The 16,449-nt window shown below is 67.7% G+C and carries 18 protein-coding genes and 1 pseudogene; 10 read left to right on the forward strand and 9 right to left on the reverse strand.

Annotated elements, in window-relative coordinates; translation table 11 throughout:
* Positions 1-156: 156 nt before the first annotated feature.
* A complete protein-coding gene (locus A9X01_RS18940) occupies positions 157-999 on the reverse strand; it encodes an Rv0361 family membrane protein (protein ID WP_065122227.1) in 843 nt (280 codons plus the stop codon).
* Positions 1,000-1,036: 37 nt separating this feature from the next.
* On the opposite strand from A9X01_RS18940, the gene A9X01_RS18945 reads away from it, so the two are divergent.
* Positions 1,037-1,450: a DUF3151 domain-containing protein gene (locus tag A9X01_RS18945; RefSeq protein ID WP_065122228.1), complete on the forward strand. Its 414-nt coding sequence runs from the start codon at positions 1,037-1,039 to the stop codon at positions 1,448-1,450.
* A 6-nt stretch (positions 1,451-1,456) separates the two neighbouring features.
* Here A9X01_RS18945 and A9X01_RS18950 read toward each other — a convergent pair whose 3' ends face one another.
* Genes A9X01_RS18950 through A9X01_RS18960 form a run of 3 tightly spaced genes read right to left on the reverse strand, consistent with a single transcriptional unit; the run spans position 1,457 to position 3,806 of the window.
* The gene (locus tag A9X01_RS18950; RefSeq protein ID WP_065122229.1) at positions 1,457-2,350 is read right to left on the reverse strand and encodes a cation diffusion facilitator family transporter; all 894 of its coding nucleotides are present in this window, start codon (positions 2,348-2,350) and stop codon (positions 1,457-1,459) included.
* 40 nt (positions 2,351-2,390) lie between these two features.
* A complete protein-coding gene (locus tag A9X01_RS18955) occupies positions 2,391-3,143 on the reverse strand; it encodes a site-2 protease family protein (RefSeq protein WP_065122230.1) in 753 nt (250 codons plus the stop codon).
* A gap of 9 nt (positions 3,144-3,152) precedes the next feature.
* Positions 3,153-3,806 carry a peptidase M50 gene (locus A9X01_RS18960; protein WP_065122231.1) on the reverse strand — a complete coding sequence of 218 codons (654 nt, stop codon included), beginning with the start codon at positions 3,804-3,806 and terminating at the stop codon, positions 3,153-3,155.
* Positions 3,807-3,894: 88 nt separating this feature from the next.
* Here A9X01_RS18960 and A9X01_RS18965 point away from each other — a divergent pair, with 88 nt between their 5' ends.
* Both A9X01_RS18965 and A9X01_RS18970 read left to right on the forward strand, forming a co-directional pair.
* Positions 3,895-5,193: an adenylosuccinate synthase gene (locus A9X01_RS18965; RefSeq protein ID WP_065122232.1), complete on the forward strand. Its 1,299-nt coding sequence runs from the start codon at positions 3,895-3,897 to the stop codon at positions 5,191-5,193.
* On the forward strand, positions 5,190-5,828 hold the full coding sequence (locus A9X01_RS18970) for a PaaI family thioesterase (protein ID WP_065122233.1): 639 nt from the start codon (positions 5,190-5,192) through the stop codon (positions 5,826-5,828). The genes A9X01_RS18965 and A9X01_RS18970 overlap by 4 nt, the downstream gene beginning before the upstream one ends.
* On the opposite strand, the gene A9X01_RS18975 is transcribed toward A9X01_RS18970, so the two are convergent.
* Entirely contained in the window at positions 5,829-7,082 is a 1,254-nt protein-coding gene (locus A9X01_RS18975) for a PPE family protein (RefSeq protein WP_155772165.1), read from the reverse strand.
* A gap of 243 nt (positions 7,083-7,325) precedes the next feature.
* Here A9X01_RS18975 and purT point away from each other — a divergent pair, with 243 nt between their 5' ends.
* Genes purT through A9X01_RS18990 form a run of 3 tightly spaced genes read left to right on the forward strand, consistent with a single transcriptional unit; the run spans position 7,326 to position 10,175 of the window.
* Positions 7,326-8,486, forward strand: coding sequence for a formate-dependent phosphoribosylglycinamide formyltransferase (purT, locus tag A9X01_RS18980; protein ID WP_253849205.1), 1,161 nt, complete (start codon positions 7,326-7,328; stop codon positions 8,484-8,486).
* Positions 8,483-8,899: a rhodanese-like domain-containing protein gene (locus A9X01_RS18985; protein WP_065122236.1), complete on the forward strand. Its 417-nt coding sequence runs from the start codon at positions 8,483-8,485 to the stop codon at positions 8,897-8,899. Before purT ends, A9X01_RS18985 begins: the two co-directional genes overlap by 4 nt.
* Positions 8,900-8,954: 55 nt before the next feature.
* Complete coding sequence (locus tag A9X01_RS18990) at positions 8,955-10,175, forward strand: O-succinylhomoserine sulfhydrylase (protein WP_065122237.1); 1,221 nt, start codon at positions 8,955-8,957, stop codon at positions 10,173-10,175.
* Here the strand turns inward: A9X01_RS18990 and A9X01_RS18995 are convergent.
* From A9X01_RS18995 to A9X01_RS32380, 3 genes and pseudogenes are all read right to left on the reverse strand, one after another.
* A complete protein-coding gene (locus tag A9X01_RS18995; RefSeq protein WP_065122238.1) occupies positions 10,172-11,605 on the reverse strand; it encodes an NAD(P)/FAD-dependent oxidoreductase in 1,434 nt (477 codons plus the stop codon). The two genes, A9X01_RS18990 and A9X01_RS18995, sit on opposite strands and share 4 nt — an antisense overlap.
* Before the next feature lie 124 nt (positions 11,606-11,729).
* On the reverse strand, positions 11,730-12,053 hold the full coding sequence (locus A9X01_RS30895) for a hypothetical protein (protein ID WP_216638929.1): 324 nt from the start codon (positions 12,051-12,053) through the stop codon (positions 11,730-11,732).
* A gap of 174 nt (positions 12,054-12,227) precedes the next feature.
* Positions 12,228-12,437 (reverse strand): annotated as a pseudogene (locus A9X01_RS32380) (Mtp family mycobacterial-type pilin); the annotation flags it as partial.
* Positions 12,438-12,527: 90 nt separating this feature from the next.
* On the opposite strand from A9X01_RS32380, the gene lpqS reads away from it, so the two are divergent.
* The 3 genes from lpqS to A9X01_RS19010 all read left to right on the forward strand — a co-directional run bounded on the left by lpqS (position 12,528) and on the right by A9X01_RS19010 (position 14,896).
* The gene (gene lpqS / locus A9X01_RS19000) at positions 12,528-12,911 is read left to right on the forward strand and encodes a putative copper homeostasis (lipo)protein LpqS (protein WP_065122239.1); all 384 of its coding nucleotides are present in this window, start codon (positions 12,528-12,530) and stop codon (positions 12,909-12,911) included.
* A 110-nt stretch (positions 12,912-13,021) separates the two neighbouring features.
* On the forward strand, positions 13,022-14,056 hold the full coding sequence (locus A9X01_RS19005; RefSeq protein WP_065122240.1) for a PPE family protein: 1,035 nt from the start codon (positions 13,022-13,024) through the stop codon (positions 14,054-14,056).
* Between the two features lie 54 nt (positions 14,057-14,110).
* On the forward strand, positions 14,111-14,896 hold the full coding sequence (locus tag A9X01_RS19010) for an alpha/beta hydrolase (protein ID WP_065122241.1): 786 nt from the start codon (positions 14,111-14,113) through the stop codon (positions 14,894-14,896).
* Here A9X01_RS19010 and A9X01_RS31905 read toward each other — a convergent pair.
* On the reverse strand, positions 14,853-15,338 hold the full coding sequence (locus tag A9X01_RS31905; RefSeq protein WP_301336945.1) for a DUF3024 domain-containing protein: 486 nt from the start codon (positions 15,336-15,338) through the stop codon (positions 14,853-14,855). The two genes, A9X01_RS19010 and A9X01_RS31905, sit on opposite strands and share 44 nt — an antisense overlap.
* A 76-nt stretch (positions 15,339-15,414) precedes the next feature.
* On the opposite strand from A9X01_RS31905, the gene A9X01_RS19015 reads away from it, so the two are divergent.
* Positions 15,415-16,449 (forward strand): DUF222 domain-containing protein (locus A9X01_RS19015; RefSeq protein ID WP_253849203.1); only part of this gene is annotated, 1,035 nt, incomplete at its 3' end.

Here is a 16,449-nt window from a genome sequence, read left to right on the forward strand (position 1 = left end):
GGGGGGGGGTCGCGCCCGCGGGGTCCCCGGCGCCCCCCCCCCCCCCCGCGGGGGGGGCCCCCCCCCCCCCCGGGGGCCCCGCCCCCCCCCCCCCCCCCCCCCCCCGGGGGGGGGGGGGGGGGGGGGGGGGGGGCCCCGCGGGGGTAACTCGCGCCTCTAACTAGGGGACTGGCAGATCTTCCACTGCTCGTCGCGGTACTGCAGATCCAGGCTGCGCGTCGACCGCGTTTGCGGGTCATAGGCCATGAACGAGGTGATGTTGGCCTCCGCGTGCTGGCCGTTGACCACTACCTGGTCGATGCTGGCGATCACCGGATACTGCTTGGCCGCCGACACCCGGCGGTAGGTCTCCGTCCAGGCCTTCTCGTCGTAGTCCACGTAGCCGTCGCGGGTGGTGCCGCAGGTGATGCCACGCAGCGCGGTCAGGTCGCCGCGCTGTATTGCCACGTCGAAGCTCTGGATGGTCTGCCGCACCTGCTCCTCCTGCGAGGGCTTGGCGTGCTTGGTGCGGGTCAGCAGTACCGTGCCGAAGATGGCGATCGCTGCCAGCGCCAGCACGATCACCACGATCGCCAGCACCCAGCCCCAGTTGCGATGCTTAGGTGCGGTTTTTGTCGCGCCACGCGGCGGAATCGACTGCGGCACTGCCGCTTTAGGCGGCGGCTGGGCCCCTGGTGGTGGCTGGGAACCTGGCGGCACCGAGCCCTGGGGTGCCGGGCGGGTTTGGAAGGCCTCGGTGGCGGCCTCCGGGGCGGTGGCGATGACCTGGGTTTCTTTCTCGTCGAAGCCGGGCGCGGTGAAGCGCCGCTCGGGTTCGTCCGGGAGGGTCGGTTCGGACGTCTCGTCCGATTGCTTCTTGGCGATCCTCAGAGCCTCGGTTTCGGCATCACCTGTGGCCAAGGGGTAGCCCTCGGTGGCCTCGCTGCTGTTGTCGCGCTCGCGCTCCGGGTTGCCGCTGAAGGATTTGCCGTCGCGGTCCGACTCAGGTGCGTTGGGCATGAGTGGAGCTTAGCGACAGGCTTGGCAAGATGTAGGCATGACGCCGACCGGTGATCTTCTGGGACCTGATCCAATTCTGCTGCCGGGTGACAGCGAGGCCGAGGCTGCGCTGCTCGCCGGCGAGAACCCGGGCATCGTCGCCGCAGCGCACCCGTCCGCGTCGGTGGCCTGGGCGACGCTCGCCGAGGAGGCACTTGCCGAAGACCGTGCGATCACGGCCTACGCATACGCGCGCACCGGCTACCACCGGGGGCTGGACCAACTGCGCCGCAACGGCTGGCGGGGCTTCGGCCCGGTGCCGTATTCGCACGAGCCCAACCGCGGATTCCTGCGGTGTGTGGCGGCGCTGGCGCGCGCGGCGGATGCCATCGGCGAAACCGACGAATACCGGCGCTGCCTGGACCTACTCGACGACTGTGATCCCGAAGGTCGCAAGGCCCTCGGTCTTTAGTTCGAGCTAGAACGTCTCTTCGCAGTGCCCGTCCGGGCAATCGATCTGCACGGTGGCGTGGTCCAGTCCGCGGGCGGAAAGTACCGCACGTGCCGCGTTCAGCACCTGCGCGGAGTCCCGGTCGCTGGTCAGGTGGGCGGTGACCATGTCTTTGCCCGGTGACAGCGTCCACACGTGCAGGTCGTGGACGTCGGTCACGCCGTCGAGCTCGCCCAGGGCCGAACGTAGTTCGGCAACGTCAATGTGCGCCGGCGACGACTCGGACAGGATGCGCAGCGCGGCGCGGGCCAGCGCGATCGCCCGCGGCAATACCCACAGCGCGACGAGCACCGCGACCACCACGTCGGCGTAGGGCCAGCGCGTCGTGACGGTCACGATGCCGGCGATCAGGACGCCGATGCTGCCGACGGTGTCGGCCACCACCTCCATGTAGGCGCCCTTGACCGCCAGGCTCTGGTCCGAATGAGACCGCAGCAGCATCGCCACCACAAAGTTGGCGGCCACGCCGGCCAGGGCCACCACGATCATCGGCACGCCGGGCACTGCCGGCGCTCCGCCGAGCCGGTCGATCGCCTCGTACAGGATGAACAGCGCCACCCCGACCAACAGCAGCGCGTTCGCCACCGCGGTGAATACCTCGGCACGGTGCCAGCCGTAGGTGCGGTCGGGTGACGAGCTGCCCCGACGGGCGAGCACGACGGCGGTCAACCCCATGAACACCGCCACCACATCGGTGAGCATGTGCCCCGCATCGGCCAGCAGCGCTATCGAGTTGATCAGCAGCGCTGTCGTCAGCTCGATGACGAAAAAGGTGGCCAGAATGGTCGCGGCGCCGATCATCCGGGGGATCATCCGCGACCCATCCGCCTCCGCGGGAGTGTGACTGTGTCCGGCACCCATGCGCAGTAATATATGCGTGAAATTGCATATATCGCAATACTCAGAACCAGGCGCCCCAGAATCGGGTCAGGCCAGCCCCGGCCATCGATAGCCTCGGCGGCACCCCGGACAGGTCGAAAAGCCAGTACACGGCCTCGAAGAAATAGCGGTTCAGCCCGGGCGCCAGTAACACGATCAGCAGCACGAAGAGCCCGAATTGTTTCGCCGGTGCCAGGGCACGCTGCGTCTGCCGGCTCAAATGAGGCTCGACGGCGTCGTAGCCGTCCAGGCCGGGGACCGGCAGCAGATTCAGCACCACCGCGGTCAGTTGCAGGAACCCCAGAAACGCCATCCCGGCCGCGAACACCAGATGGGCCGGGTCGTACCAAACACGCACCGCGGCCAGCAGCAAAACCGCCAGCAGCAGGTTGGCCGCCGGACCCGCCAGACTGACGAGGGTCCGGCGGGCGGGCGCCATGAACCCGGTCTGCAGATACACCGCCGCGCCCGGCAGCCCGATGCCGCCCAGCGCGATGAACACCATCGGCAACACCAGCGACAGTGCGAGGTGGCTGTAGCGACGCGGATCCAGGCTGAGGTAGCCGCGCACGGCGGCGTCACGGTCGCCGAATCGCCATGCCGTGTACGCATGCCCGAACTCGTGCAGGCACAACGACACCAGCCAGCCCGCGATCACGAAGACGAACACGCCGGCGTAGGCCAGCGGCCGCACGACCGATCCGGCGGCCCAGGCCAGCGCCCCACCGATGACCGTCAGGCCGACCAGGCCAAGGAAGATCGGGCTGGGCCGCACCGGTCGAAACTACCGAACCAGCTGCCACCCTTCGACATTGCGGTAGAACGACGATCTGCGGATCGGTCGGGGCGCGGCGACACCGTCGCGGATCACTGCCGCTCCGGTGGTGCCCAGCTGTGCGGCGCGCCCACTGAACCAGCGCACCCACCGGCCCGCCACGGCGGCGCGCACGCCAGGCAACGCCAACGTGGGCTCGATCCAGACCGCCGCGACGTCGCCGTCGAACAACACCGTGTCGTCCACGACGGCTTCACCGCGCATCGACGCGGCGCCCTCGCTCGGTAGCCACGCGCCGCGCCCGACGATCACCGTGCCGGTCTCGTCGCGGATCAGCGGTACCCGGCGGGCGGTCCCGCGTCGCGCGCGGCGGGCGGCGCGCAAACCCGACGGCAGCCGGTAGGCGCGGGTCGCGCGGGTGCGCCGGCGCGGCACGTAGCCCACCTCGACGTCCAGCCGGTCGGTGCGCAGCAGTCGCGTCAGCACGGTGGCCAGGTCGGCGTCCCGCCCGACCACCACCAACCGCCCAAAGGTGTCGAGCAGAGCGTCGAGGTCAGCGGGATCGCCGACGCGGTGGGTGGGCAGGTCGCGCAGGGACCGAGGCGGGCGGGCTTCGCCGAACACCAATACCGCCACGCCGGACGCCTTCTGCGCCGCATTCATGACACTCCTTGCAAACCGCTGGGTAGGGTAGGTCACCGGCTGGACCACAATAAGCGGCCCAACCTGCGAGACGAGTTGGGAGCACGTCATGCCGGCAATCGTCCTGATCGGCGCCCAGTGGGGCGACGAGGGCAAAGGTAAGGCCACCGATCTCCTCGGTGGCCGGGTGCAGTGGGTGGTGCGCTACCAGGGTGGCAACAACGCCGGGCACACCGTTGTACTGCCCACCGGCGAGAACTTCGCCCTGCACCTGATCCCTTCGGGCGTCCTTACGCCCGGGGTAACCAATGTCATCGGCAACGGCGTCGTCATCGATCCCGGCGTGCTCCTCGACGAGCTCAAAGGCCTCGAAGACCGCGGCGTCGACACCTCCAAGCTGCTGATATCCGCGGACGCGCACCTGCTGATGCCCTACCACGTCGCGATCGACAAGGTCACCGAGCGCTATATGGGCAGCAAGAAGATCGGCACCACCGGACGCGGCATCGGGCCGTGCTACCAGGACAAGATCGCCCGGATGGGTATCCGGGCGGCCGACGTGCTCGACCCGACGCAGCTGACGCACAAGATCGAGGCGGCGCTGGAGCTCAAGAACCAGATTCTGGTCAAGATCTACAACCGCAAGGCGCTCGAGCCCGAGCAGGTCGTCGAGTCGCTGCTGCAGCAGGCCGAGGGCTTCAAGCACCGCATCGCCGACACGCGGCTACTGCTCAACACCGCGTTGGAGGCCGGCGAGACGGTGTTGCTGGAAGGTTCGCAGGGCACGCTGCTGGACGTCGATCACGGCACATATCCGTATGTCACGTCGTCGAATCCGACCGCGGGCGGCGCCTCGGTCGGCTCCGGTATCGGCCCGACCAGGATCACCACGGTGCTGGGCATCCTGAAGGCCTACACCACGCGGGTGGGGTCCGGTCCGTTCCCGACCGAGCTGTTCGACGAGAAGGGCGAGTATCTGTCCAAGACGGGCGGCGAGTTCGGGGTCACCACCGGCCGCCGGCGCCGGTGCGGCTGGTTCGACGCTGTGATCGCGCGTTACGCCACCCGGGTCAACGGCATCACCGACTACTTCCTGACCAAACTCGACGTGCTGTCCAGCCTGGAGACGGTGCCGGTCTGTGTGGGCTACAAGATCGACGGCAAGCAGACCTCCGAAATGCCGATGACCCAGAGCCTGCTGTGCCGGGCGGAGCCGGTGTACGAGGAGCTGCCGGGCTGGTGGGAAGACATCTCCGGCGCGCGCGAATTCGACGACCTGCCCGCCAAGGCGCGCGACTACGTGCTGCGGCTCGAAGAGCTTGCCGGAGCCCATGTTTCGTGCGTCGGCGTGGGTCCGGGCCGTGACCAGACCATCGTGCGGCGCGACGTGCTGGCGGCGCGTCCGTGACCGATCCGGACCCCAAGGAACTCGACCCCGAATACGAACACCACGGCGGCTTCCCGGAATACGGGGCGGCCGATCCGGGAGCGGGCTTCCGCCGCTTCGTCACTTCCATGCGCAAGGTGCAGGACCTGGCCGTGTCGGCCGATCCCAGCGACGACGTCTGGGACAAGGCGGCCGAGCACGCCGCCGCGCTCGTCGAGTTGCTCGGGCCGTTCCAGGCCGAAGAGGGCAGGTCCCCGGCGGGACGGACGCCGGACCTGCCCGGCATGGGCAACCTGCTGATGCCGCCCTGGGACTTGACGCGCTACGGACCCGACGGCGTCGAAATGACCGGCTACTTCAGCCGATTTCACGTTGGGGGCAACATGGCGGTGCACGGCGGGGTGCTGCCCCTGCTGTTCGACCACATGTTCGGCATGATCTCGCACGCTGCCGGCCGGCCGATCAGCCGAACCGCCTTCCTGCACGTCGATTACCGCAAGATCACCCCGATCGACACGCCACTGGCGATCCGCGGACGCGTCACCGGTATCGAGGGTCGCAAGGCGTTCGTGTCCGCGGAACTGGTGGACACCAACGAGACGGTGCTGGCCGAGGGGAACGGCCTGATGGTGCGACTGCTGCCCGGGCAGCCCTGATCACTGCTGATTCGGATTCGGCGGCACCACGATGATGGTCGCCCCCGGGATCGCCGCCAGCGTCGCGGCGAGATTGGCGACCACGCCGGGCGGCAGCCCTTGCGGCAGACCTGGGAACTGCGCCGCGGTCGCGGCCGCCGGAATGGCCGGCGCATTGGCGGCGGGCCGACTCGCGGCGGCGGCGGCGCCGCTGGCCGCGGGGGCTGCCTGCGTCGGGGTCGACGACGAACCACCCCGGGCTGCCAGGCCCGCGAGCCCGGTGCCCGCCATCCCCGCCACCGCCAGCCCGGCGTAGCCGCCCTCCTCCCCGCCGATCACCACTGGCGTGGTGCCGGGGTACATCGCGGCGACCTGGCGCACCGCGGGAGGCATGAACCAGCTCTGCGGCACCGTCAATCCACCGAGGCCGGCGCCGGCGCCGGAAACCGCGGCCGCCGCGGCGCCCACGGACCGCAGTCCTATCCGGCCCGGGCCGACCAGGGGCCGCTCAGCGGGGACCGGTCGACCGCCCTTGAGTTCTTGTTCTTCGAGTTCGTTGCCCTGTTCGAGCTCTTCTTCCTCCACCTCGTCACTGCGAACTTCCTCGCTGAACTGCCCCAATGCCACGATCAGGCTGGCGCCGGCGAGACCCGCCGTAGTGAGCACCAGCAGGTCGAGATCCTCGAACGGAGTTGGCAGGGGGATCACCGGCGCCGCGGGCGCCACGGCGGCGGCGAGGGGGGCGCCCTCGTCAGTGGTGGCCGGCGGCGAGACGAACGGCGTCAGCTGCGACGCCGCTTCGGAATCGCCGGCGTAGCCCGCCATGGCGACGACGTCCTGCGCCCACATTTCCCCGTAATCCGCCTCGCCGGTCGCGATCGCCGGCGTGTTCTGGCCGAAGATGTTGGTCTGCGCCAATGAGATGACGGTGTTGCGGTTGGCAGCGATTGCCGCCGGTGGCACGGTAGCGGCGTAGGCGGCTTCGTAAGCGTTTGCTGCGGCCACCGCCTGGGCGGCGGCCTGCTCCGCTTGGGCGGCGGTAACCCGCATCCAGGTCACGTACGGAGCTACCGCAGCCGCCATCGAAATGGACGACGAGCCCAGCCACTCGTGGCCGGCGAGTCCGGAGATCACCGCCGTATAGGACTCCGCCGTCGCATTCAGCTCGTTGGCCAGCCTCTCCCAGGCAGTCGCCGCTTCGACCAGCGGAGCCGATCCGGGACCGGAATAGATTCGGGCCGAATTGATTTCTGGTGGCAGCGCCCCGTACTCCACGCCAAGCATGCCTATGCCCCCCAACGGTCCGGAACTCACGACAGCCATGCACCTCCCCGCGGCAACGCGGTGCCGCGCCCTTCAGCAAATTTTCACAAGACTTTCACAACTTCCCAGAGAAGACTCCAGCGGCGTTGCTCGGGGGATCGCCCCTATCCTTGAGCGGTGACCGACGGCGTTACCGAAGGACCAGGGGGAGCCGGCGACCAGCAGCTCCCAGCAGAGGTTGACCAGGGCACGACGGTGCTGTCCATCGAGGCCGAACCCGATGTCGGCCCGCGCGTGTTGGTGCTCGGATCCGATCCGGCGGGTGAGGAGTTGACCGTCGCCCTGCAGCGGCTGGGCGCCGAGGTCATCACCGCCGACGCCGAGACGATCGCCGACGCCGAAGAGCTCACGGCGGTCGCGCAAGGGTTGCAACCGGACTTCGTGGTCACCCTCGCCGGGGCGGTCGACGTGGTCGCCATCGATGGTTTGGAAGACCAGGACAGCGAGCTGGTGCCCAGTGCCCGCGGCGTGCGGCTCACTGCGGATCGGGAAGGCCTGCGCCGGCTGGCGGCCGACGAACTCGGCCTGCCCACCGCCCCGTTCTGGTTCGTCGAGTCGCTTGCCGAACTCGAGGCGGTGGCCGCCCACGCCGGCTACCCGCTGCTGGTCAAGCCGGTAACCGGTGATGACGGCCGCAACCGGTCGGTGGTTCGCGAGGCCGCCGAGGTCGCCGGCGCCTGGGAGCGCGCGGCCGCAGGCGGAGGCAGCCGGGTCTGGGCCGAGACGGTGGTCGACGTCGAGTTTCTGGTCACCCTGATCGTGGTGCGCAGCGAGGGTCCGTCCGGCCCGTCCATCGGGTTCTGTTCACCGATCGGGCATTCCAGCGAGGACGCCGAGGCGCTGGAATTCTGGCAACCGCAGGAGCTGACGCCGGCTGCGCTGGACGCCGCGAAGTCGATAGCCGCGCGCATCGTCAAGGCGCTGGGCGGGCGTGGGGTCTACAGCGTCGAGTTGATGATCAACGGCGACGAGGTGTATTTCGCAGACGTGGTGGCGGGTCTGTCGGACGCAGCCTGGGTAACCCTTCGCGGCCAGCGGCTTTCGGCATTCGAACTGCAGGCCAGGACCGTGTTGGGGGTAGCGGCCGACACCCTGATGATCTCGCCGGGCGCCGCCCGGGTGATCGATCAGGGCGCGACGGCACCCGGCGTGGCACCCAGTGGTGACGTGCTCGCCGAAGCCCTTGCGGTGCCGGAGAGTGACCTGCGGGTGTTCGTCCCGGCGCCCGTGGGCCAACCCGCGCGCTCGCCGGACAGATGGGGGGTGGCGCTGGCCACCGCTCCTGACGTGGCCGCCGCGCGCGACCGCGCCCGGCAGGTCTCCGCCAGGCTGAATGTGCGAGACTCACGCGGGTGAGCTACGCAGGAGACATCACGCCTCTCGAGGCGTGGAAAATGCTGACGGACAACCCCGACGCTGTGCTCGTGGACGTGCGTACCGACGCCGAGTGGCGCTTCGTGGGGGTTCCCGACCTCTCGAGTCTGGGACGCGACGTGCTCTACATCGAGTGGAACAGGTCGAACGGGCAGCACAACGACAGGTTCCTCGCCGAACTGCAGGACAAGTTGCCGGCCGCCCAGGGTGAGCGCCCGGTGGTGTTCCTGTGCCGTTCCGGCAACCGCTCCATCGGCGCCGCCGAAGTGGCGACGGAGGCCGGGATCGGGCCGTCGTACAACGTGTTGGACGGCTTCGAAGGGCAGCTCGATGCGCAGGGCCATCGTGGCGACACGGGTTGGCGCGCAGTAGGGCTGCCTTGGAAACAAGGTTAGTAGCAAGGTTAGAAACAAGGCTAGTAGCAAGGTTAGTAACAGGGCCCGTGCACTGATGACCGACCCGAAATCCATTCGCACCCCCAAGCCGCTGCCGGACGGCGTCGGCCAGGCCACCATCGGTGTGCGTGGGGGACTGACGCGCTCGGGGTTCGAAGAGACCGCCGAAGCGATGTTCATGACGTCCGGCTACGTCTACCCGTCCGCGGCCGTTGCCGAGCAGTCGTTCACCGGCGAGGTGGACCACTACGTCTACTCGCGGTACGGCAACCCCACCGTCAACATGTTCCAGGAGCGGCTGCGCCTGATCGAGGGCGCTCCGGCGGCGTTTGCGACGGCCAGCGGCATGGCCGCGGTGTTCGTTTCGCTGGGTGCCCTGCTGGGTGCCGGCGATCGCTTGGTGGCGGCGCGCAGCCTGTTCGGTTCCTGTTTCGTGGTCTGCAACGAGATCCTGCCGCGCTGGGGAGTGGAGACCGTCTTCGTCGACGGTGACGATCTCTCGCAGTGGGAGCAGGCCCTGTCGGTTCCCACCCAGGCGGTGTTCTTCGAGACGCCGTCGAACCCGATGCAGTCGCTGGTCGACATCGCCGCGGTCACCGAGCTGGCTCACGCCGCGGGCGCAAAGGTGGTGTTGGACAACGTCTTTGCGACGCCGTTGCTGCAGCAGGGCTTTCCGCTCGGCGTCGACGTGGTGGTGTACTCCGGAACCAAGCACATCGACGGCCAGGGCCGAGTGCTGGGAGGGGCCATCCTGGGTGACCAAGAGTACATCGACGGCCCGGTGCAGAAGCTGATGCGCCACACCGGTCCCGCACTGAGCGCCTTCAACGCCTGGGTATTGCTGAAAGGCCTTGAGACCCTGGCGGTTCGGGTCGACTACAGCAACGCTTCGGCGCAACGCATCGCTGAATTCCTGGAGGAGCACCCCGCGGTGCGCTGGGTCCGCTACCCGTTCCTGCCGTCACATCCGCAGTACGACCTGGCCAAGCGCCAAATGACCGGCGGCGGAACGGTTCTCACCTTCGAGCTGGATGCCCCCGAGGGTGCGTCCAAGCAGCGGGCCTTCGAAGTGCTCGACAAGTTGCGGCTGATCGACATCTCCAACAACCTCGGTGACGCCAAATCCCTTGTGACACACCCGGCGACCACGACGCACCGGGCGATGGGTCCGGAGGGCCGAGCCGCCATCGGGTTGGGCGACGGTGTGGTCCGTATTTCCGTCGGACTGGAAGGCACCGACGATCTGATCGCCGATATCGACCAGGCGCTGAGCTAGCCGGCTGCTTTCTGCTCGGCCCGTTCGGCTCGCTCGGCGGCCGCCAGGGCGCCCTGGCTTTCAGCCGGCCCAAGTCCCTGGCTTTCTTCCATCCACTTGGTCACGACTCGGGCGTAGATCATCTGGCTGGTGATGGCCATCTGCCCGCGGGTGCGGCCCAGGAAAGAAATCACCCAGGAGAACAGCGCGGCGATCCGGTTGCGGTGGCCGACCAGGTACGCCAGGTGCAGCACCAGCCAGGCCAACCAGGCGATGAAGCCACCGAACTCGACCTTGCCGACCTGCGCGACGGCGCTGTACCGCGAGATCGTGGCCATGCTGCCCTTGTTGAAGTACTTGAACGGCTCGCGGGTGGCCGGGTCGTCTTTGCCCTTGACCATGTTCTTGATCACCTTGGTCGCGTAGGCCGCGCCCTGGATCGCGCCTTGCGCCATACCGGGCACTCCTTCGACCGATGCAAGGTCACCGATGACGAAGACGTTGGGGTGTCCCTTGACGGTAAGGTCGGGCTCCACGACCACCCGGCCGGCGCGGTCGGTCTCTGTTCCGTCGGACTGCTCGGCGACCAGCTTGCCCAACGAGCTGGCCTGGACACCGGCCGCCCACACCTTGACCGCGCATTCGATGCGGCGCTCCCCGGACTCCTTCTCTTTGATCGTGATGCCCTTGTAGTCGACTTCGGTGACCATGGCGTTGAGCTGGACTTCTACGTCCATCTTCTCCAGCCGTCGTTGCGCTTTACCGCCTAGCTTCTCGCCCATCGGCGGCAACACCAAGGGCGCGGCGTCGACCAGGACGACCCGGCACTCACTGGGCGTGATGGTCCGGAACGCCCCGGCGAGGGTACGTTCGGCGAGCTCCACGATCTGCCCGGCCACCTCCACACCGGTGGGGCCCGCGCCGACAACGACGAAGGTGAGGCGACGTTCCCGCTCGGCCGGGTCGGTGCTCACCTCGGCGGCCTCGAACGCGCCCAGGATGCGGCCGCGCAGTTCCAGCGCGTCGTCGATGGTCTTCATGCCGGGGGCGAATGTGGCGAAGTGGTCGTTGCCGAAATACGACTGCTGGGAGCCGGACGCAACGATCAGGCTGTCGAACGGCGTCACGGTGTCCATGTCCAGCAATTTCGACGTGACCGTCTGTGCGTTCAGGTCAATGTTGTTGACCTCGCCGAGCAGCACCCGCACGTTCTTCTGCCGGCGCAGGATCAGCCGCGTGGTCGGGGCGATGTCGCCCTCGGACAGGATTCCGGTGGCCACCTGGTAGAGCAACGGCTGGAACAGGTGGGTCGTCGTCTTGGAAATAAGGGTGATATCGACATCGGCCCGCTTGAGCTTCCTGGCCGCATTCAAGCCACCGAATCCGCTTCCGATGATGACCACGTGATGGCGCTTGGTCGCGGCTTGTTGCTCGTTGGATGGGTGCGACATGCTCTCCCCTTCTGGGTCCGACTGATCTCACTCTCTCAGCGCGCATACCCACCCTATGACTCGATTAGGCGAACGTCTCCTGGTCTTGCCCAGATGTCGCCAATCCCAGCAAAGCGGCGGCCGGTCAGCGGCCGTGTCCGCCGCCCCCGCCTCCGGTGCTGCCGCCGCCGGTGCTGCCGCCACCGGTGCTGCCGCCGCCTCCGGTACTGCCACCACCGCCGCCGGTGCTGCCGCCACCGGTGCTCCCACCAGGCGCCCCGCCGCTCGGTGCTCCGCCACCAGGCGCCCCGCCGCCCGGTGCTCCGCCACCAGGCGCCCCGCCGCCCGGTGCTCCGCCACCAGGCGCTCCTTCGCTTGGCGCCGTTCCGCCGGGCGTCCCACCTGGACTCCCGCCGGGCGGCCCACCCGGAGTTCCGTCAGACGTTCCGCCCGGAGTTCCGTCGGGCATCCCACCCGGAGTCCCACCGGGCGCCCCACCCGGGTGCCCAGGCCCGCCCGAGCCGTACGGCCTTCCGGGCTGGCCGGTGTGGTGGTGCTCCGGCGCCACAGGGCCCGGCACGGGTGGAGTCGGGTCGTTGGGAAAGAGGTTGGGGTCAAGAGCCTGTGGGTTGTCGTGGCAGCCGAACGGGTTCGGGTTCGCTCCCCACCCCGGGTCCCAGACATCGCCTGGACACCAGTGCCGGGGAGGTCCCGGCTGAGCATGAGCTTCACTGGCCACACTCGTGCCGATCAGTCCGATACCCACAACGAGCGCCGCTGTACTTACAACGGCATATGTAAATTTCGCCATGCCTTTCTTCTTACCTAGGCTAACTGTGTGAAAAGCGCACATCAGCCGCCAGAGGGCTGTGCGCCGCCCGTGCACTAGCGTGTAGCCCTATACCCCATAGGGGTATATGATGGCGCGGTGAGTAGTTGGCGCGTGGGCCCGTGGATCGCGATCCTTGTCGCGTCGTTGCTGCTCGGTATTGGGGCTCATTGCGATCTGCCGCAGCGCGAACCGACAGCGGACAGTGTCGTCCACACCGCTTTCGCCGTCGCTCCCATCGGCCGGCTCGTTGGCACCGGCGACCACATCGCACGCCCCGAAGCTTTGAAATTGCCCTGCCCCAACAAGCTCACCGCGACGGTCCGGCCCGCGCCGGATATCGCGGCGCCGGTCGGAGTCAGCATCGTCGTGGCGATCGGTGCCCTTGCGTTGTTTACCGGGTTCGCGGCAAGCGGAGGGCGGAGTCCGCCCAGGCGTTCCCGTCTTGCCATCGTCGGTCGCGATCTTTTGACGCGGCTCTGTCTAGCCCGTCGCTGAGTGGTCAGCGTCAGACCGTACCCCCTGGGCTCGGTCGGTGATCGCTGTTGCTGCAACGAGTCCCGTTCGCGGCCATTCGCGCACGGGCTGGCGCACCTGGAGACAAGGACATGGACTTTGGCGCACTACCACCTGAAATCAACTCGGCCAGGATGTATTCCGGCCCCGGCGCGGCATCAATGCTCGCTGCTGCGGCGGCTTGGGAGGCGACGGCCGAAAACCTCTATGCCGGAGCGGCCTCCTGCAACGACATTCTCTCCGCCCTGACCACTGCGGTATGGCGCAGCGACGCAGCGCTCGCCATGATGACCACGGCCGGCACGTATCTGGCCTGGATGACTAACACCGCGGCGCAGGCGCAGCATGCAGCTACTCAATTACACATGGCAGCAACGGTATTCGAAACAGCCCGATCGGCCACCGTGCCGCCGCCCGTAGTTGCGGCCAATCGTGCGCTATTGACGTTGCTCACCGCCACCAACGTGCTGGGCGTCAATACCCCGGCCATTGCGGCGACCGAGGCGGACTACTTCGATATGTGGGCGCAAGATGCCGCGGCGATGTACGGCTATGCGAGCGGCTCGGCGGCCGCTTCGACGTTGATGGCGTTCGTTGCGCCCGACGATGTCGCTGACGCTGCTGGGCTCGCGGAATTGTCCGCGGTGATCTCGACGGTTCCGCAGACCCTGCAACAGCTTGCGCAACCGTTGCAGTCGGGTACATCAACTTTCAGCTCCTCCGTGTCAGCGATGTCTTCCCTGAGTTCGGTTGCCAAGACGCTCGGTTCCTCCACCGCTGCCCTATCCAGCGAGGTGTCGGGGCTCGCCGGTGCGGCCGGAACGGTTCCGCTGCAGGCGGGACTGATCGCGGGGTGGGCCCCGTCGGCCGTGTCCGCACAGCTGGGTAGGGCAGCGCACCTTGGACCGCTGTCCGTGCCGCAGAGCTGGACATCGGTCGCCGCGACACCCCGCCCGGCGGAGTTAGCCGGCGCCGTCGCTGCGGCGACTCCGGACGACAGCGCAAACGCATTGGGAGGGTTGCCTTTTGCCGGCTTGGCACCGCGCGGCGAGAACGCTTCGAGCGGCACCGCACAACGGGCGGGCACGCGACTCACAGTGATGCCGCGTCCCGAATTTATCGGGTAGGTATGAGGAGTTGCGGGTGTTGGTCGGAGCGTTCCCGTGCCACCATGAGCTGTCATGTCCGCGACGCAGCACGTTGTTCTGATCCACGGCAATTGGAGCCGTGGGGAACAGTTGGCTGCTGTCCGTAGTGCGTTTGAGGAGCGGGGCTACCGGGCGCACACTCCGACACTGCGTCATCATGAGCTGCCGATTGACGAGGGCGCGTTGAAAATCGCGGCACTCAGCCTTCGGGACTACACCGCCGATTTGGTGACTTACGTTGCGTCCCTTGATTCGCCGCCACTGCTCGTCGGTCACTCGATGGGTGGATTACTGGCACAGCTGGTCGCGGCTCGCATTGAACACACCGGGTTGGTGGTCCTGTGTCCCGCCCCCGCATCAGGCATCACCGGCTCGTCGACTCCGGCCAACCGCCGATTGGCCATGCCGCATTACTTGCGGCTACGTCCATGGACCAAACCGGTACACCCGCCGACATTCGACCAATTCCGCCGATGGATCGCCAATTGTCAGACCGAGGAAACCGCGCGCAAAATCTATTCCGGCTTGGTGTGCGAATCCGGGCGGGTGCAATGGGAGATGTTGCTGGCGATGTTGAAGCTCTCGACGGTCACGGTTGTCGACGCTGCGGCGGTCGCGACGCCGGTGCTGGCGATCGGGGGTGAATGCGACCGCATGGTGCCGGCCCAGGTAGTACGGCAGACGGCCGCTCAGTTTCGGCACTCGACCGTTGTCGAGATTCCAGGAGCCGACCACATGGTGCTATCGGGGGCTTCGCTACCGGTCGCGTTGCGGGTTATCGACGACTGGATCGCGAACAACGGTCTCGGTCCGTGGTAGGAGCGCTATTGAGCAGATCCTCAAAATATCTGTCCCCCAACACATCGCACCTGACCTGAGTACCGGTGCTTGGCGAACGGCGACCTAATGCGCCGCTCCGGTCAACCCCAAAAATCGCAGTAGGATCCCGATCAACCTCAGCAAGCAACTTCTCTATGTTAGCCGTCGGCGGTGCCAAGTCGTAAGCATGGAAACGCGCGTCGCGGTCGCGCCAATACAGAGACCACACGGCGCGTGTCTTCATGTAACGTAGCCGAGCTACTGGGAACCGGATCCAGTCCTCGCCCGTCGTCCCGAATAGCGGCGCTCGACACTCGACGATCGTTAGATGACGCTCTCCGACATCTACCTCGACTCGGACCCTGTCACGAACATGCTCGGGCGTGCGGTCCCGGCACCATCGTCGGACTCGTACAACATCCGACTCTGGTACGCCCGTCACATAACTAGTTTGCAGCCCCGCAGCTTCCGCTGTTCACTCGCTTGGCGTGTCACACCCCGGTGGCATAATCGAACACATGTTCGAGAGTGAGCGGCCGGTGGCTGAGCGGCCTAAGGGGCGGGTGCCCTCCCCGGAGGCGATGGCGGCTGAGGAGGAGTATTGGGAGCGCCGTCATCCCTCGGCCACGCCGGAGTCCACCGGCTGGCTCGGGCAGCTCAGCGAGGGGTGGCGGGCGGAGAATCGGGCGGCGGCCGCGCAACTGGTGGCGATCGGGACGTTGTTCGCCTACCGGTTGTCGCGGTGCTCGGATACCGAGGATTGGTGCGTGGACACCATGGAGGCGGTGGCCGCGGAGGTGGCGGCGGAGTTGCGGCTCAGTCAGCGGGCGGGGTTCTACCGCGTCGAGGACGCCCGGGTGATGCGGGAGCGGTTGCCGTTGACCGCGCAGGTGTTCATCGCCGGGGAGATCGATTACGGGTCGTTTCGGATCATCGCCGCGCGCACCACGTTGATCACCGACCGCAAAATCCTGGCCACAGTCGATGCCCGGATCGCGGGCAATATCGGGCGCTGGCCCTCGTTGACCAAGGGCCGGCTGGTGGGCAAGGTCGATGCGATCGTGGCCCGCGTCGATGCAGATGCGGTGCGCCAGCGCCGCCAGCGCCACCACGACCGCCAGATCAGCATCTGGGACGGCCCCCAGGTTGGGGTGTCCTACCTCGAGGGCACCTTGAACCCGCTCGATGCCCACGCCCTGGATCAGCGGCTCAACGCGTTGTCGGCCACCGTGTGTGTGCATGATCCGCGCACCCCGGCTCAGCGGCGCGCCGATGCTCTCGGCGCGCTGGCCGCCGGGGCCACCCGGCTGGGGTGTCGCTGTGGGCGCCCGGATTGTGCGGCGGGGGCCCGTCCGGACGCCACCGCGGTCACCATCCACGTCATCGCCGACCAAGCCACCCTTGACGGTGACGGGGACAACCCGGGTAGCCTCTGGTGCGCCGATGGGGTGATCACCCCCGAACTCTTGGCCGAACTCAAGCTGACCGCGAAGTTGGTGCCGCTGACCCACCCCGGCGATGCCGCACCCGAACCGCGCTACCGCCCGTCGGCC

It is taken from the genome of Mycobacterium asiaticum (assembly GCF_001668675.1).
Classification (GTDB): Bacteria; Actinomycetota; Actinomycetes; order Mycobacteriales; family Mycobacteriaceae; genus Mycobacterium; species Mycobacterium asiaticum_D.

Bases quoted from the DNA above. Each gene is read 5' to 3' on its own strand.
- A9X01_RS18940 (WP_065122227.1), bottom strand. From the start codon at position 999: ATGCCCAACGCACCTGAGTCGGACCGCGACGGCAAATCCTTCAGCGGC.
- A9X01_RS18945 (WP_065122228.1), top strand. From the start codon at position 1,037: ATGACGCCGACCGGTGATCTTCTGGGACCTGATCCAATTCTGCTGCCG.
- A9X01_RS18950 (WP_065122229.1), bottom strand. From the start codon at position 2,350: ATGGGTGCCGGACACAGTCACACTCCCGCGGAGGCGGATGGGTCGCGG.
- A9X01_RS18960 (WP_065122231.1), bottom strand. From the start codon at position 3,806: ATGAATGCGGCGCAGAAGGCGTCCGGCGTGGCGGTATTGGTGTTCGGC.
- A9X01_RS18965 (WP_065122232.1), top strand. From the start codon at position 3,895: ATGCCGGCAATCGTCCTGATCGGCGCCCAGTGGGGCGACGAGGGCAAA.
- A9X01_RS18990 (WP_065122237.1), top strand. From the start codon at position 8,955: ATGACCGACCCGAAATCCATTCGCACCCCCAAGCCGCTGCCGGACGGC.
- A9X01_RS18995 (WP_065122238.1), bottom strand. From the start codon at position 11,605: ATGTCGCACCCATCCAACGAGCAACAAGCCGCGACCAAGCGCCATCAC.
- A9X01_RS30895 (WP_216638929.1), bottom strand. From the start codon at position 12,053: ATGCCCGACGGAACTCCGGGCGGAACGTCTGACGGAACTCCGGGTGGG.
- A9X01_RS19005 (WP_065122240.1), top strand. From the start codon at position 13,022: ATGGACTTTGGCGCACTACCACCTGAAATCAACTCGGCCAGGATGTAT.
- A9X01_RS19010 (WP_065122241.1), top strand. From the start codon at position 14,111: ATGTCCGCGACGCAGCACGTTGTTCTGATCCACGGCAATTGGAGCCGT.